This window comes from Mucilaginibacter calamicampi (assembly GCF_042676765.1).
In the GTDB taxonomy this organism is placed as follows: Bacteria; Bacteroidota; Bacteroidia; order Sphingobacteriales; family Sphingobacteriaceae; genus Mucilaginibacter; species Mucilaginibacter calamicampi.
The window spans coordinates 524,378-539,535 of record NZ_JBHTHU010000005.1 but is presented as its reverse complement, the minus strand read 5'-3'; the positions used below and the strand labels follow the sequence as shown (position 1 = coordinate 539,535).

General features: G+C 42.9%; 13 protein-coding genes and 1 riboswitch. Of the genes, 4 read left to right on the top strand and 9 right to left on the bottom strand.

Annotated elements, in window-relative coordinates; all coding sequences use genetic code 11:
- Window position 1: 1 nt before the first annotated feature.
- Window positions 2–655: a YiiX family permuted papain-like enzyme gene (locus ACFQZS_RS08095; RefSeq protein ID WP_377099045.1), complete on the bottom strand. Its 654-nt coding sequence runs from the start codon at window positions 653–655 to the stop codon at window positions 2–4.
- A gap of 432 nt (window positions 656–1,087) precedes the next feature.
- On the opposite strand from ACFQZS_RS08095, the gene fabF reads away from it, so the two are divergent.
- Window positions 1,088–2,332, top strand: coding sequence for a beta-ketoacyl-ACP synthase II (fabF, locus tag ACFQZS_RS08090; protein WP_377099043.1), 1,245 nt, complete (start codon window positions 1,088–1,090; stop codon window positions 2,330–2,332).
- A gap of 114 nt (window positions 2,333–2,446) precedes the next feature.
- Here the strand turns inward: fabF and ACFQZS_RS08085 are convergent, their stop codons facing one another.
- The 6 genes from ACFQZS_RS08085 to ACFQZS_RS08060 form a co-directional block, all read right to left on the bottom strand.
- Window positions 2,447–3,232, bottom strand: a complete 786-nt coding sequence (locus ACFQZS_RS08085; protein ID WP_377099041.1) for a polysaccharide deacetylase family protein — start codon at window positions 3,230–3,232, stop codon at window positions 2,447–2,449.
- Between the two features lie 3 nt (window positions 3,233–3,235).
- The gene (locus tag ACFQZS_RS08080; RefSeq protein WP_377099039.1) at window positions 3,236–4,171 is read right to left on the bottom strand and encodes a glycosyltransferase family 2 protein; all 936 of its coding nucleotides are present in this window, start codon (window positions 4,169–4,171) and stop codon (window positions 3,236–3,238) included.
- Entirely contained in the window at window positions 4,168–5,349 is a 1,182-nt protein-coding gene (locus ACFQZS_RS08075) for a glycosyltransferase family 87 protein (RefSeq protein WP_377099037.1), read from the bottom strand. Before ACFQZS_RS08075 ends, ACFQZS_RS08080 begins: the two co-directional genes overlap by 4 nt.
- Window positions 5,350–5,454: 105 nt before the next feature.
- Window positions 5,455–6,669, bottom strand: coding sequence for a homoserine dehydrogenase (locus tag ACFQZS_RS08070; RefSeq protein WP_377099035.1), 1,215 nt, complete (start codon window positions 6,667–6,669; stop codon window positions 5,455–5,457).
- Window positions 6,669–7,724 (bottom strand): homoserine O-acetyltransferase family protein, encoded by a 1,056-nt coding sequence (locus ACFQZS_RS08065; protein WP_377099033.1) that lies wholly within the window; start codon window positions 7,722–7,724, stop codon window positions 6,669–6,671. Before ACFQZS_RS08065 ends, ACFQZS_RS08070 begins: the two co-directional genes overlap by 1 nt.
- Before the next feature lie 177 nt (window positions 7,725–7,901).
- Window positions 7,902–8,013: riboswitch (SAM riboswitch) on the bottom strand.
- 173 nt (window positions 8,014–8,186) lie between these two features.
- The gene (locus tag ACFQZS_RS08060; protein ID WP_377099031.1) at window positions 8,187–9,305 is read right to left on the bottom strand and encodes a trans-sulfuration enzyme family protein; all 1,119 of its coding nucleotides are present in this window, start codon (window positions 9,303–9,305) and stop codon (window positions 8,187–8,189) included.
- A 440-nt stretch (window positions 9,306–9,745) separates the two neighbouring features.
- On the opposite strand from ACFQZS_RS08060, the gene mqnE reads away from it, so the two are divergent.
- The 3 genes from mqnE (at window position 9,746) to ACFQZS_RS08045 (ending at window position 12,403) form a co-directional block, all read left to right on the top strand.
- On the top strand, window positions 9,746–10,939 hold the full coding sequence (gene mqnE, locus ACFQZS_RS08055; RefSeq protein ID WP_377099621.1) for an aminofutalosine synthase MqnE: 1,194 nt from the start codon (window positions 9,746–9,748) through the stop codon (window positions 10,937–10,939).
- Window positions 10,940–11,032: 93 nt separating this feature from the next.
- Window positions 11,033–11,650 (top strand): histidine phosphatase family protein, encoded by a 618-nt coding sequence (locus ACFQZS_RS08050; RefSeq protein WP_377099030.1) that lies wholly within the window; start codon window positions 11,033–11,035, stop codon window positions 11,648–11,650.
- 9 nt (window positions 11,651–11,659) lie between these two features.
- Entirely contained in the window at window positions 11,660–12,403 is a 744-nt protein-coding gene (locus tag ACFQZS_RS08045; protein WP_377099028.1) for a menaquinone biosynthetic enzyme MqnA/MqnD family protein, read from the top strand.
- A 113-nt stretch (window positions 12,404–12,516) separates the two neighbouring features.
- Here ACFQZS_RS08045 and ACFQZS_RS08040 read toward each other — a convergent pair whose 3' ends face one another.
- Entirely contained in the window at window positions 12,517–12,660 is a 144-nt protein-coding gene (locus tag ACFQZS_RS08040; RefSeq protein ID WP_377099026.1) for a hypothetical protein, read from the bottom strand.
- A gap of 18 nt (window positions 12,661–12,678) precedes the next feature.
- The gene (ccsA, locus tag ACFQZS_RS08035) at window positions 12,679–15,156 is read right to left on the bottom strand and encodes a cytochrome c biogenesis protein CcsA (protein WP_377099024.1); all 2,478 of its coding nucleotides are present in this window, start codon (window positions 15,154–15,156) and stop codon (window positions 12,679–12,681) included.
- Window positions 15,157–15,158: the final 2 nt, after the last annotated feature.

The window sequence follows — 15,158 nt, the reverse complement described above, 5'->3', positions numbered from 1 at the left end:
TTTAGTTGGATCGTACTGTTACTAACAACGGACTATCAAAAACAGCAACCGGCGAAATTACCGGCTCCTCCAATGGTATCTTGTTGCCATAATGTTCTTTTAGCTTAGTTTTTACCGCCTGGCTGCTCAGATCAAAGTCCTTCAGTTTCTTAAGCTTCCCAACTTCAATACCGGCTCCGGTTTTGTAGATCTTCCAAACCAATTCAGAGCAATAGATCCTATCGTCGTTCCACTCAAACGTGCCATCGTAATCTTTTCCCATAAATTGCTTGCCCGCCTGTTTCATTTTATTAATAGCCGATAAGGTTAACGTCTGTTTTGCATTGGCTAAACGTTTTATTACAAATTTGCCGCCATCGCCGTGCGCTATCCACTGTTCTAACGGGGTTATACTAACAGGTTGAACTGCCTCGTAAACATACCAGGCACCCTTTTCTTTAAAAATTATTCCGCAATGCGAGTATTTTGAGTGCGTGGCCAGTTGTATAGCTACACTAAGCGGCGAACTTGAGGTTTGGAAAATGATGTCGCCATCCTGCAGTTCATCATAGTTTACAAATCGATAGACCTTTGGTGCTGCGCTGCTAAATGCTAGCTCATAACCCGCCAAACCCAGCACACATAGTAACATAACAGAAAATATGATCTTCTTCATGTTTAAATATACAATTTTAGCTTATTTATATAAAAAGGTTTGCAAAACGAAAAACGTTTCGCTACCGTTTGTTCAACACTTCACTTAGTGTAATGAAAAGTGTACCATTTGGTGTACCAAAATTTAAGAAAATTTCAATTTTACAAAACACTGATAATTAAATATTTAACTATTATTTACAGCTAATTTTACCGACTTAAAAGTAATGACGGTGGTACATTTTATAAAATGCAAATTATCTGATTATAAGCAATTTAAAAAAATAGCACACGATAAAAAACAGTTCAATTTAATTATTAAAATGGTACACCTTAGTGTAGCAATTGAATATTCTTTAATCATTGCAATACCCTCGGGCCTCAAATTTGAGAAAGCTACCCCCTGCCGACATTTGCATTATAATTATACCTTTGTGAAATTTTTTTAAGAACTATGTTAAAAAGAGTTGTTGTAACCGGCATTGGCGCGCTAACCCCGCTTGGTAATAATGTTAAAACATTTTGGGATAATGCTGTTAAAGGCGTTAGCGGAGCAGGCAAGGTTACACGTTTTGACGCGTCGCTATTCAGATCGCAGGTTGCCTGCGAGCTGAAAGATTATAACGTTACCGATTTTTTAGACAGGAACGATATCAAAAAAACCGACGCCTACACGCAATATGCTATGATAGCATCAGACGAGGCTATTAAAGATTCGGGCTTTAATATTGCCGCAATGGATCCATTTGATGTTGGCGTTATATGGGGGTCTGCACAGGGTGGTATGGAAACTTACGAAACCCAGGTGCGCGAATATGCCTTAGGCGATGGTCATCCACGCTTTAATCCTTACCTAATTCCTAAGTTTTTGATCAATATGGCTTCGGGCTTGATCTCGCTGCGCCATGGCTATATGGGTATTAACTATGCCCCGGTTTCGGCTTGTGCCACTTCTAATACCGCAATTATGGATGCTTTTAACTATATCCGTTTAGATAAGGCTAAGATCATTGTAACCGGCGGTTCAGAAGCACCAATTTCGCCCGCTTCTTTTGGCGGTTTTAGTTCGATGAAGGCCATGTCGCATCGCAATGACGACCCGCAAACAGCTTCGCGGCCTTTTGATGTGGACCGTGATGGCTTTGTAATGGGCGAAGGTGCAGGCGCTTTGGTGCTGGAAGAATATGAACACGCGGTTAAGCGTGGCGCCACCATTTATGCAGAAGTTTGCGGAGCCGCTATGACCGCCGACGCTTACCACATGACAAGTACCCATCCCGAAGGAAAAGGCGCCACCAAGGCCATGCAATTGGCCCTGAACGAAGCAGGAATAACCACCGGGCAACTGGATTACCTGAACATGCATGCCACATCCACCCCTGTGGGGGACCTCTCTGAAATAAACGCTGTATTGAACCTTACCGGAGGAGAAAAAAACACTATTCAAATAAGCGGAACCAAATCAATGACCGGCCACCTGTTAGGCGCTGCGGGTGCAATTGAGGGTATTTTAAGCATTTTAGCTATCCGCAATGGCATTATCCCCCCAACCATTAATACGCAAAGTTTAGATCCGGCTATTCACGATAGCATGAACATTATTTTAGGTGAAGCTGTTGCGCACGATGTTAAATATGCCATGAGCAACACCTTTGGCTTTGGCGGGCATAATGGTACAGTGGTGTTTGGGAGGGTGTAGGGCGTTAAATTGTACTGGCTCCGTGACCTCTGCGTCTTCTGGCGCACTTTGCGTTTATTTTAACAAAGAGTACACGAAGAATAGGAAGAGTTGCGCAGAGAATTTAAAAGGGACTTATTTATTGTTGATAACCCCCCTCGCAAACTCATCCGTCCTGCCAAACGCATAACCTTTACTTTTTGCCCAAGCAATAAAGTCGGTAATACGTTTTACAAAAGCCTCCCCTGAGTTTTTAGCCACATAACCCGGGAAACCATATTTTTCGGGTTGATTCAGATCAGTAAATTCCCAGGGATGGAAGTACAGATTAAGGTAACCATCTTTACGATGTGCCGCTGCTGCCATCCATTTAATAACAGACATAGGCAGGTTATGAAACGTTAACCAAAAAAGTGGCCAACGAATAAGCGGCGACACCGATGCGGGGATCTGCAAAACACCCTCATCAAAAAACCAGCTGCGGGGCTTGCTAAAGTTATTGTATCTGCCAGGGATAAAAGTTGGATTGATAGACGAGTTATAGGTATAGCCTGCCTTTTGTATTTCCTTCTCATCAACCGGCATCATCCGTGCCATACGGAAGCCACTAACTTCTGCTCCCGAAACCTCTTCAAGTTTCAATTTTGATTGCAGTAGATGCTCTACCTTAAAATCAGAGTGATAGTAACCATGCGAGGCCAGTTCGTGCCCGGCATCAACAATTTTTTTGATGACATCGGGTTTGTTAACCGCGTAGTTGGCGGTGCAGAAAAAAGTGGCTTTTATGTCTGCTTTGCTTAATATTTCTAAAATGGTGTTGGTGCCTTGGGTAGATACGGCTAGTTGCTCATCAAAAGGCAGGTTTTTGCCGTACTCCAACGGCATATCAAACTCCTCTACATCAAACCCTAACAGTATCATTATTTATTTTTGCAGATTAGTGGAGCGGATTATATAAGTTGGGCGTTGCTTGGTTTGCATAAATATTTTACCCAGGTACGAGCCTATTATACCGAGCACCAAAAGCTGTAATCCCCCAAAAAAAGCTACCGTAGCTATTAACGATGCCCAGCCCGAAACCTTATCATAATCGCCAAAATAGCTGATGAGCACGTAGGGTATGTAAAGGATTGCTGCAAACGAAAAGAACAGCCCTAACCCGGTGGCAATATACAAGGGCCGCACGCTAAATGCCATAATACCCCCTACTGCCAATTTAAACAGGCGAAAAAACGAATAACTGGCTTCGCCGGTATGGCGTTCGGCAGGTGTGTAGGGTATGCCTTTTTGCTTAAAACCCACCCATTTTACCATCCCCCGGAAAAATATCTCGTACTCATTGATCTGTTTTAGCTCATCTACCACCCTTTTATCCATCAGCCTAAAATCAGATATACCATTCTCCAGTTTAATATCTGATAGCGTATTTACTATCTTATAAAACAGTTTTGATGCAAAGCGCTGGTAAGCACTTGCATGGCGGTTAGACTCTGCGCGATAAGTGTAAATAATGTCGAATCCTTCTTCCCAATTTTTAAGTAGCTCGGGTAACAAATGCGGGGGATGCTGCAAATCGGCATCCATAGTAATAATGGCATCGCCGTTAGCAGCGTCAATACCGGCTTTAAGGGCGTAGTCTTTACCAAAGTTTTTGGATAGCTCAATGTAATACACGTGCGGATAAATGTCTGCCTGTTGCTGGATAGCCTGCAATGTATTATCCCTGCTGCCATCGTTTATAAAAATAAGCTCGTAATCGTATCCTGTGCTGCTGATGGATTTACTTAGCTCGGCAATTAGATGAGCTATGTTCTTTTCCTCATTATACGCCGGAATTACAATGGAAAGTTTTTTCTTCATACCGTCTGTGAGGGCAAGTTTAAATCCTTTTTAGTGAAATTACGGAATAATGTTTCAAAAATGATCTTCAGCCATATCAAAAAGCACGGCAGCGCCTTTAATGCATAAGGCTCTACATAGGTTTTTTTGATATAGCGGGGGAACAGATCAGACGGTGAAAGACTGGTTAATATCAGCGCTAAAACCAACAGAAAAATATCCAGCTTGCTTAATGGCCGCTCTGCATTGATAAACCATACCGCAACGCCCACAAAAGCTATTATATACGTTGGCGACTCCGACCCGGTACTAAAAATAACCGGAAAAATAAGCGTTGATGAAAGTATCAACAATTGGAAGTTAAGGTTACGGAATGCCTTTATGCGCAGATACGATAAACCGAAAAGAATAATTCCCGGGACGAGTACGATGATATTAGAAAGTTGAGGAAAAGCGATCTTCCTTATCATTCCCATTACAGATACATCTACACGGGTTGATGTTTCGTTCTCTGCGTTTTTGGCTACCAGATCAAGGTACCAGTCGTGATAGGTTTTTACGATGAAAGATGGCGAAGAGATCAGCATCGGTAAAACAAATAACACTGCCGACCAAAAAAGTAAACTACCTATCAGCTTGATCTTATTCTTCGAAAAGAAAAAGAAAGCCAGCCCAACCACACCATACAGCTTGATGAAAATGCCCAATGCAATGGTTAGCCCCGCCCAAAAATCCCTCTCTTTACGTATAAAAGTAAAACTGAATATAATAAGCGCGGCCACCAGCGGATTGATCTGTACATTGGCTGTCGACGTCATCAACTCGTGCGCGCACAACAGAATGATCAACAGGTAATGTTCACGGGTAACTGGCAATTGCTCAACCGATTTTAATAATAGCCAGGCCGTGAACACCACCCATAGTAGCACGCCCAACCAATCGGGCAGCATAGCGAATGGCGCAATAACCAGCGAAAATATAGGGCCGTAATGGTTCAGATCAAAATATTGATCGGGATAGTAAGCAAACAGGTTTTGCTGATGGAGAACGTGCCAAAAATTCCCTTTGTAAACAAAGTAGTTGTTATGGATATGGCTATGCCCCTCAATAACACTCTTAATTACCGGAAACAAACAAAGGCCGAACCATAAGGTGAGTACAAAGGGCTTGCTTGTTAATACCCGGGTAACTTTATCCATTTATACGAGGATGAATTTTGGTGAGCGAAAATAGGCAAAATGAACTTAAATAAGAAAGGCTCCTTTGTAAAGAGCCTTTCTAAATAACAAAGCCAAAAGCCTATGTTAATTTGCCGAAACTAAGCTGACCCCCGTTAGCTGGTCGGCAAAGGCAAGGAATGCCTTTTCATCATATATACGTTGCCTAAGGTCAATCAGTTTGCTGAGATTTATTTTTCCGATAATATATTTATAAGTACCTGAGTAATAACGCTCTTTTATTTCTTTAAAATCAAGGGCATCAACAAAATCATCATTTTCATAGCGCAGATACACACAAAGCTCAATATCATTGGTGAATTTAAGGCCGGTATTGGTCTTCAATTTTTTGTATTCGTATTGATAATCATAACGCAACGCGGCAATATCAGAAAGTACAGCAGACCCGGTTGGATGCCCCCCTGCTCCTTTTCCGAAGAAGAACTGCTGGTCTGCAAAGGCTGCCTGTACTATAACGCCATTGTATTCATACTCTACGTTATATAAAAATTCGCTTTCTGTTACCAGCTTTGGTAATACAAACAATGCAACATGTTGGTCATCCAATTCTTTTGCTACGGGTACCAGTTTTATCTTCAAACCCTTTTCGCGGGCATACTGAATATCGCTGGCGGCCAGATTTTCTATACCGATATTTAAAACTGCATCCGGTTCAACTACAACCCCATAGGCGTGGGCCGCGGCAATTGTCAGTTTAAATTTTGCATCGTAACCGCCAACATCCATTGTAGGGTCGGTTTCGGCAAAGCCAAGATCCTGGGCTTGTTTTAAGGCGGTAGCGTAATCCATTCCTTCTAAAAAACCCTTAGAAAGGATGTAGTTAGATGATCCGTTAAAAATACCGCAAATGGAGTGCAGCAGTTCATTATCATAGTACTCCTCCAGGTTACGGATGATGGGTATACTACCGCAAACCGCCCCTTCGTACAATAATGAGGTACCGTGCTCTTCCTGTATTTTAAGCAGCTCTTCTAAATGAAGCGCGATCATTTTTTTACTTGCCGATACTACATTCTTGCCTGATCTGAGCGCTGTAGATACAATTTCAAAAGCAGCGTCAGTATCGTTTATCAGCTCGATGATCGTATTGATCTCGGGATTGTTAAGTAATTCGTCTTTATCAGTGGTAAAGTAGCTTGCCGGTAAAGACCGCTCTTTGGTAGCGTCTTTAATAGCTATTTTCTTTATTTCGATGTTTAGGTTTTTGGTTTTGATAATATCATGAAGGCCCTGCCCAACAACTCCAAAGCCGAAAAGGCCAATAGTCAATTTTTTGCTCATTACGCGGTAGTGTGCAACCGGATGTTACTTCCGGCTGCGTCTGTTTTATAAAATGAAGTAATAATTTTAGTGAGGGCTTCGGTTTCTATTAAAAACCCGTCGTGCCCGTAAAAGGAGTCTAACTCTGCAAACTCCGCCTGTGGAATATTCTTGTGCAAATATTCCTGCTCCTCTATCGGAAAAAGCACATCTGAACGGATACCAATAACCAAAGTGCGCGACTTTACCAGGCTAAGCGCCTTTTCAACGCCATCGCGGTTACGGCCCACATTGTGCGAGTCCATTACTTTTGACAAATACCAGTAGCTATAGGCGTTAAAGCGGTTAACAAGCTTATCGCCCTGGTAAGACTGATAACTTGATGCCTTAAAATCGTCCTGAATGTTATCATCGTCTTCCTGCTGACTGATATTGTAGGTTTTGTAAGTACGGTAGGACAGCAATGCCATACTTCGTGCGGCTTTTAACCCTTTTTTACCGCCATCAGGTTGGCCGGGCAAAAAGGTTTCATCGGCCAGCAATGCCAATCGTTGGGACTCATTAAACGCGATACCCCAAGGCGAGTGGCGCGCGTTAGTAGCTATAATTATCAGGTTTTTAATCAGATGCGGCTGCATTATAGACCACTCTAAAGCCTGCTGCCCGCCAAGTGATCCGCCTATGGCAATTTCTATGCTATCAACTCCCAAAAATGCGGCAAGCAGCTGATGCGCTTTAGCCATGTCGCGTATGGTTACATCCGGGAAATCTAAGTAATATGGTTCGCCGGTTTGCGGGTTTATGCTCAGGGGGTTACTTGTGCCGTATGGCGACGTAAGCACGTTGGCACAAACTATAAAATGGTCTGTTGGATTAAAGTAATCATTCTCGCCAAATAAACCTTTCCACCAATCCAGCACATCAGAGTTAGCGGTAAGCGCGTGGCACACCCATATTACATTACTGCCATCGGCGTTTAACCGGCCATAGGTATGATAGCCAATTTCCAAACCATGCAGCGTTTGCCCCGATTCCAGTTCAAATGGTTGTGAATATTTATAGGTTTTAGCGATCATTCGTATTAAAGGTGGTTAAGATAAACTTTATCCGTTTATGGCTTTAGCAAGCCGGATGATTAAACTGTATCAGCTACAGCGACGCATAAACATGCCCGGGGCATAGCAAAGCGAAGTACCTTTTAGGGTATTAATAAAGTTTACTTGAAGGGTGTTTTTTAAATTTTCCATATTGTTAATTTATATTTCCCGGGATATTTACCGGGGCAGGAATTGGCACCTTCTCTGCATTTGCCGAGGGTTGCCAGCGGGTCACGGAGCCTGATCTCTCGCCGCTTCTTTATAAATCAAATATGCCTGAAAGGAATATTGATCAATTACATTGCTATTGCAATAGGGTGCAAATATAAGTTTTGATTGGGTAAATGCAAATATTTTAGAGGCAAAAGGCTAAAGGCAAAAGGTTAAAGGTATTTTTGGAGCGATTTAGAGCCTTTTACCTTTAGCCTTCCACCTCTAAACCTAACGCATAAGGCCCTGCTTCATATCCGCTATTAGATCGTCAATATGCTCCAACCCTGCTGATATGCGCAACAGGTTAAATGGTGTTTTGGTATCCGGCCCTTCCATGGTGGCGCGATGCTCTATTAAGCTCTCCACACCGCCCAAACTGGTGGCGCGGGTAAATAGCTGTAGTTTATTAATTACCCTGTTTGCTGCCTCGGGGCCATCCTTTAAAGTGAATGATAACATGCCGCCAAAGCCCGTCATCTGCTGTTTTGCAACTTCATGGCCGGGGTGCGATGGCAGACCCGGGTATAAAACCTGCTCAACAGCGGGTTGCTGTTGCAGAAACTCAGCCAGCGCCTGCGCGTTACTAACATGCCCGCGTATACGGTAAGGCAGCGTTTTTATGCTTCGGGTAAGCATATAACAGTCTTGTGGCGATGGTATCGCTCCTCCCATCGTTTGTATCTCGCGGATGCGTTGCCACCAGTCGTTATCTTCAGCAGTTACTAATGCGCCGCCCATCAGGTCGCTGTGGCCGCCAAAGTATTTCGTTGATGAATGCATTACTATATCAGCCCCCAGGGTTAAGGGTTGCTGGCAAACAGGAGAAGCAAAAGTGTTATCGCAGGCTACTTTGATTTTGTGCTTGCGGGCAATAGCCACAACCTTCTTTATATCAGTTATTTTAAGCAAGGGATTAGATGGCGTCTCTACCCATATTAAGCCTGTGTTGGGCTTAATGTGCGCATTCAATACCTCGCTGTTATCTACATCAATAAAATCGAACTCCAATATGCCTGCAAACAATAGCTTTAACTGATTGCGCAGGCCATGGTACATATCATCAGGAGCGATAATGTGCGTACCGGGTGCCAGCGACTGAAAAACAGCCATACCCGCGGCATTGCCTGATGCAAACGCTGCCGCGTCAACACCATTTTCCAGTTTAGCCAGTACATTCTCTAACGACGCGCGGTTAGGGTTTGAAGCCCGGCTATAAATATGCCCCTCCCTAAAGCTGCCGTCCTTCATCCGCTCAAAAGTGGTCGACAGGGTTATGGGTTGCACAACCGCACCGGTAAATTCGTCGGTATGATTGCCTGCGTGTATAGCTATGGTTTCCTGCTTCATAAAAACAAACTTATAAAAATAGCCTCAACCTTAATGTCATTACAATGTGTTTTAACGATTATAATTTAAAGAATAAGAATAGCGGGTGTTGCAGGAAATACAGGCAACACTTTGCAACACTTGCAACAGCTTTTTTTGCAAGTGTTTGATAATTAAAACTTTACAACAATTACGTGTTTACACATGCAACACTTTGCAACAGACATATTCGTCAGTGCCGGTTAGCTATAATCTTATTATAAGTTATTGATAATCAAATTAATGAAAAGTGGTAAATTTTGCCGGCGTTTTGCAACACTTTTTTGTTTAATGCGGATGTTATCTTAACTACTGCCCTACTTTTAAAATATGAATGTAAGATTTTAACAGCAGACTGGTTTAACACCAAATTTGCACTACCATTACATTTACATTTGCTACTTTTGCTAAAAGTTTTTTTAATGGGGGCCGAAGGCAGATTACAAATATTACTACAAGACGCCGCCCTTTCTGCTGATCTGAAAAGCATTGCAGAGAAGGTGCTGAAGAATGAGCGCATCAGTTTTGACGAGGGCGTTTTACTTTACCAAAAAGGCGAACTGGCCTACCTGGGCACGCTGGCCAATTATATACGCGAACAGCGCCACGGCGACGTTACTTATTTTAACCGCAATTTTCATATTGAGCCTACTAACCTTTGTGTTTACGATTGCAAATTCTGCTCGTACTCAAGGCTGATAAAACAACGGTCAGAGGGTTGGGAATATACCATGGACGAAATGTTTGACATCGTTAAAAAATACGATGGCGAACCCGTTACCGAGGTGCATATAGTAGGCGGCGTTTTACCGCAGTACGATGTAGCATTTTACGCTGAGCTTTTCAGCAGGATCAGGGCGTACCGGCCAGATCTGCATGTTAAAGCACTAACACCTGTAGAATATCATTACATATTTAAAAAAGCCAAAATAGACTATGCCACCGGCATGAAATTGATGATGGACTCCGGTTTGGGTTCTATCCCCGGCGGTGGTGCAGAAATATTTGATGAAGGCATACGCGACCAGATCGCCAAAGATAAATGCACATCGCAGCAATGGCTGGATATACACGAAGAATGGCACAAATTAGGCGGCCGCTCTAACGCTACCATGCTGTATGGCCATATTGAAGAGTTCCATCACCGGGTTGACCATATGGAGCGTTTGCGCCGGCTGCAGGACAAAACCGGCGGCTTCCAAACCTTTATCCCGCTTAAATTCCGCAATAAAGATAACCAGATGTCGCATGTGCCCGAGGTAAGCGTTATTGAGGATCTGCGTAACTACGCTATAGCACGCATCTATCTGGATAACTTTGATCACATAAAAGCTTATTGGGCCATGATAAGCCGTAACACGGCGCAGTTATCGCTCAATTTTGGTGTTGATGATATAGACGGCACGTTAGACGACACTACAAAAATATACTCAATGGCAGGGGCCGAAGAGCAAACACCAGCCATGAGCACCAAAGAACTGGTGGAGTTAATAAAACAGGTGGGCCGCCATCCTATAGAACGCGATACTTTATATAATGTAATTACAGATTATAAAGACCATCAGTTTGCCACTGAGGCAAAGCCACAGTTTTATAGGCTGCCAGTGATTAATTGAGCCCCACCTAAATCCTCCCCGGTAGGGAGGACTGTTTAATTGGGGTATAACAAAAAGAAGTCTCCCCCTCCGGGGGAGATTTAGAGGGGCTAAATGACGAAAACACTATATATCGTTCGCCATGGGCAAACAGAACTAAACAAACTGGGTATTGTACAGGGGCGTGGTAAGGATACCGACCTGAATGATGAGGGGTGCCGCCAGGCTGATCAATTTTATCAGGCTTACAAAAATATCGCTTTTGATAAAATATATATATCCAAACTTAAACGCACGCAGCAAAGCATACAGCAGTTTATTGACGAGGGTTTACCCTACGAAAAGCTGGCTGGTTTGGACGAACTGGCCTGGGGAATTTACGAGGGGCAGCCAAGTACACCCGAAACAAAGGCCGGCTTTTTGCGGATAGTGCGCGAATGGGTAGCCGGAAACCTTGACAGCAAATTTGAAGGCGGCGAAAGCCCCAACGAGGTGCAGGCAAGGCAGCGGGAAGCGCTGGAGGTGATTATGTCGCATCCGGAGGAAGAAACGGTGCTGATATGCATGCATGGCCGGGCCATGCGCTTATTTCTGTGTTTACTAACCGGCAAACCGGCAAGCGAGGCCGAGGACTTTCCGCACCAAAACCTGGTGTTATACAAGGTTGTATTTGACGGCGAAAAATTCCAAATTGCCGATTTTAATAACGCCGACCATTTAAAAGATAACTAAGAGCCCTACGTGGAAAAAATAAAAATATCGGCTGTTAGCTATACTAATACAAAGCCTTTTATATACGGTATTCAACATACCGCCATTATTGATAAAATAGAACTCAGCCTTGATATCCCGGCTGATTGCGCGCAGAAAACTATTGATAACAAGGTAGATATCGGGCTGATACCGGTAGCAGCTACCCTTAATATGCCGTATTGGAACATTGTTGCTGATTATTGCATTGGGGCAAAGGGTGCTGTTAATTCGGTTTTCATTTTTAGCAATTGCGACATTCACAGTATAAAACGTCTTCAATTAGACCCGGAGTCGCGTACCTCTAATAATTTAGCGCGTGTGTTATTGAAAAACTACTGGAAGGTAGCACCGGAGCTAATAACAAATGACCCTGAATATTCAAATTTAAGCGATAGCGAAACCGCTTTTGTACAAATAGGCGACCGTACCTTCGGCAAAAAAGATAAGTACGCCTACGCGTATGATCTGGCCGGCGAATGGGAGAAATTTACAGGATTGCCCTTTGTTTTTGCTGCCTGGATAGCTAACAAGCCTGTTCCGCAAACTTTTGTGGATGAGTTTAATGAGGCCCTTAAATATGGATTACAGCACCGCGAAGCGCTATTTGCTGAAATACCCGCAAGAGCAGATTTTGATATTCATGATTATTTAATGAATAAGATAGATTTTGATCTGACTGAAGAGAAGCGGAAAGCCCTGCATCTTTTTTTGGAGTATTTAAAAGCTTTGTAAGTTAGGCCGATTTTTTGTCATTGCGAGGTACGAAGCAATCGCGAACTTTGCATGTCGGCTTTTCTGCTTGCGATTGCTTCGTACCTCGCAATGACAAACAAGACTTATTATGGTTATTTTCTGAAAGTATCTCCCGATTGATCTGCAGCTTCAATAAGCGTATTTAGTTGCTGCAGTTCTTCAGATGTATAAATTTCATTCAAAACAGTAAAGCCTTGCGTTAACAAGGCTTTACTATGATTAGAACTATCTTCCATTACCCCTTAAGGTATAATTTATACTGTTTTCAGTTCCTTATTTCTTCTGAATATCGCCATCAGTGTGCCTATCACCATAATAATGGTACCTGCCCATAACAGGTTTATAAACGGAAACTGTATAGCACGCATTACAATATACTTACGCGCGCTTGGCGGTTGCTGGTAAAGGGTTATCTCTACCATATTCTTAGCCGGAATTATTTTAGAGAAGCGAAGCTTTATGCCCAAGTCGTCTACTTTATGAGCAAAGTCAAAAGCGTTGTTGTTTTTGATGAGGTAGATTGGTGTGGCCGTATATGTTTTGCCATTTGATACCACCTGTAATTTCGCCTCAACAGCTACATCTTTTCCTTCAAGTTTAATGCTTTTTACCTTATCAATTTTTGTTATGCTTTGCAGCAAAACATAGCCTTCTCTAAAAGGCAGCGTATCTCCTACTGCAACCTCATAAACTAAAGGAGCTTCATACTTGCTATCGTCGTCCTCGCCTTCGTGCGCATCTGCCTCTGCAGTTTCATCGTAGGTAATGGAGTTTGCCATGTTTACGTGCGTGTAGATATCACTAAACAGGTAATGCCTTGTATCCGGCGACGAGATTAGGCCCATTTTACGATTGGCCTGCGCGTTGGGCTTAAGCATAAACTCCTCGGTAACCTTTCCATCTTTATCAAAGGCTTTGTATTGCACCTTAAAATAATGGTTAGGCGGCGCTATTGAGTCGCCTACGTACGTTACCTGGTACTTACCCATTTGTACCGGAGTGTTTTTGTACATGGTGATGTTCTCTAAGGGGTTATTTTTCCCTTTAACAAACTCTTCTGAATATTGCTCGCCGGTAGTATTTTCTGAAATAACCTTACTTGTACCTGCAGAAATTAGCGCGCCAACCAGCATCAACCCAAAACCAATATGCGCCACTGCCGAACCTGCCAGTTTGAATTTACCCTTTATAGCTTCAGCCAGTATTTTTCCGTTAGCCAGTATTGAGTAAATACTGCTAAACATAACTGTTATGAATATAAAGTTGAGTTTATTTACACCTGTTAAATAAGCAATTACGCCAGTTAATAAAATAGCCACCGCCATATATACGCCGGTTGTTATTGCAAACTGTTTAGTATTAGTTTTTTTATACTTTAAAAACTGTGTAAAACCGCTCAACAGCATAATGATAACCGCAGCACCCCCCTGAACGATATTATAATGCGTAACAGGATTCGAAATTGCTGCTTTTGTACCGAAAATTAAATTAAATACCGGAAGCGAAGATACCCCTACAAGATGCAGACAAGACAGGCATAAAAAAACCGATCCTACAAACATCCAGAATTCGCGAGAGTAGGTTTCTTCTTCTTTTTGCGTGACAGGTAAGTCTTTCCAGCGTATTACCAGTAAGAATATCGCAGCAATAAGGAATATTATCACATCAATAGCCAGGTGCCAGAACATGCCAGCATCTGTAAACGAGTGAACCGAAGTATCGCCTAAAATACCGCTACGGGTTAAGAACGACGCGTATAGCACCAGCACAAAGCTCAACAGCGTCATGATAGTAGCTGTAATGTACGAGTGACCCGAGTTTTTATAAACAATAAGCACGTGTACCGCGCCTACCAATATCAGCCAGGGTATAATAGAGGCATTCTCCACCGGATCCCAGGCCCAGAAACCGCCAAATGTAAGCGACTCATACGCCCAGAAAGCGCCCATAATAATACCTGTGCCCAAAATCATCATGGCAAACAAACCATAAGGTATAGCTGGTTTTATCCACTCTTTATACCGTTTTTGCCATAAACCGGCAATGGCATACGCAAACGGAATGATCATTGAACCAAAGCCTAAAAACAAGGTTGGCGGGTGTATAACCATCCAGTAGTTTTGCAGCAGGGGATTCATACCGTTGCCATCTTTAATATAGCTCAGGTAATTTTTATATAATTCGGGGTTAGTAGTAAATATCGGTGCCGACTCTTTCAAATTAAACGCTTCGCGAAGCAAAATAAAAGGCGAAGACCCAATACGCGTACCAAATATTTCAACGCCCATTAAAAAAGTAGCCAGCATGGCCTGAGAGAAAGCTACAACCGTCATAACAGGTGCCCGCCATGATTTTGCTTTCCATATCAAAACATTACCTAATACCGCCTGCCAGAACGTCCACAGCCAAAAGCTACCCTCCTGTCCATCCCAAAAACTTGAAATAATGTACTGAACAGGCAACGTTCTTGACGAGTGCTCATGCGCGTAGTAATATTCAAAAAGGTGATTTAATATAATGTAATACAGGCACGCACCTATTCCAACAACCGAAATTGAGTTGGTGTAAAAGCTTATGCGGCCAAGGAGATCCCAGGATTTATCGCCGGTTTTATCCGTAGTTGCAAAATAAAAAGCTATGGCTGAAAATAACGCGGAACCGAATGCTAAAACTATGAAAAACTGGCCCAACTGGCCCGGTAAAAGGTGTTCGCCTACAAAAGCTGTATCCATTA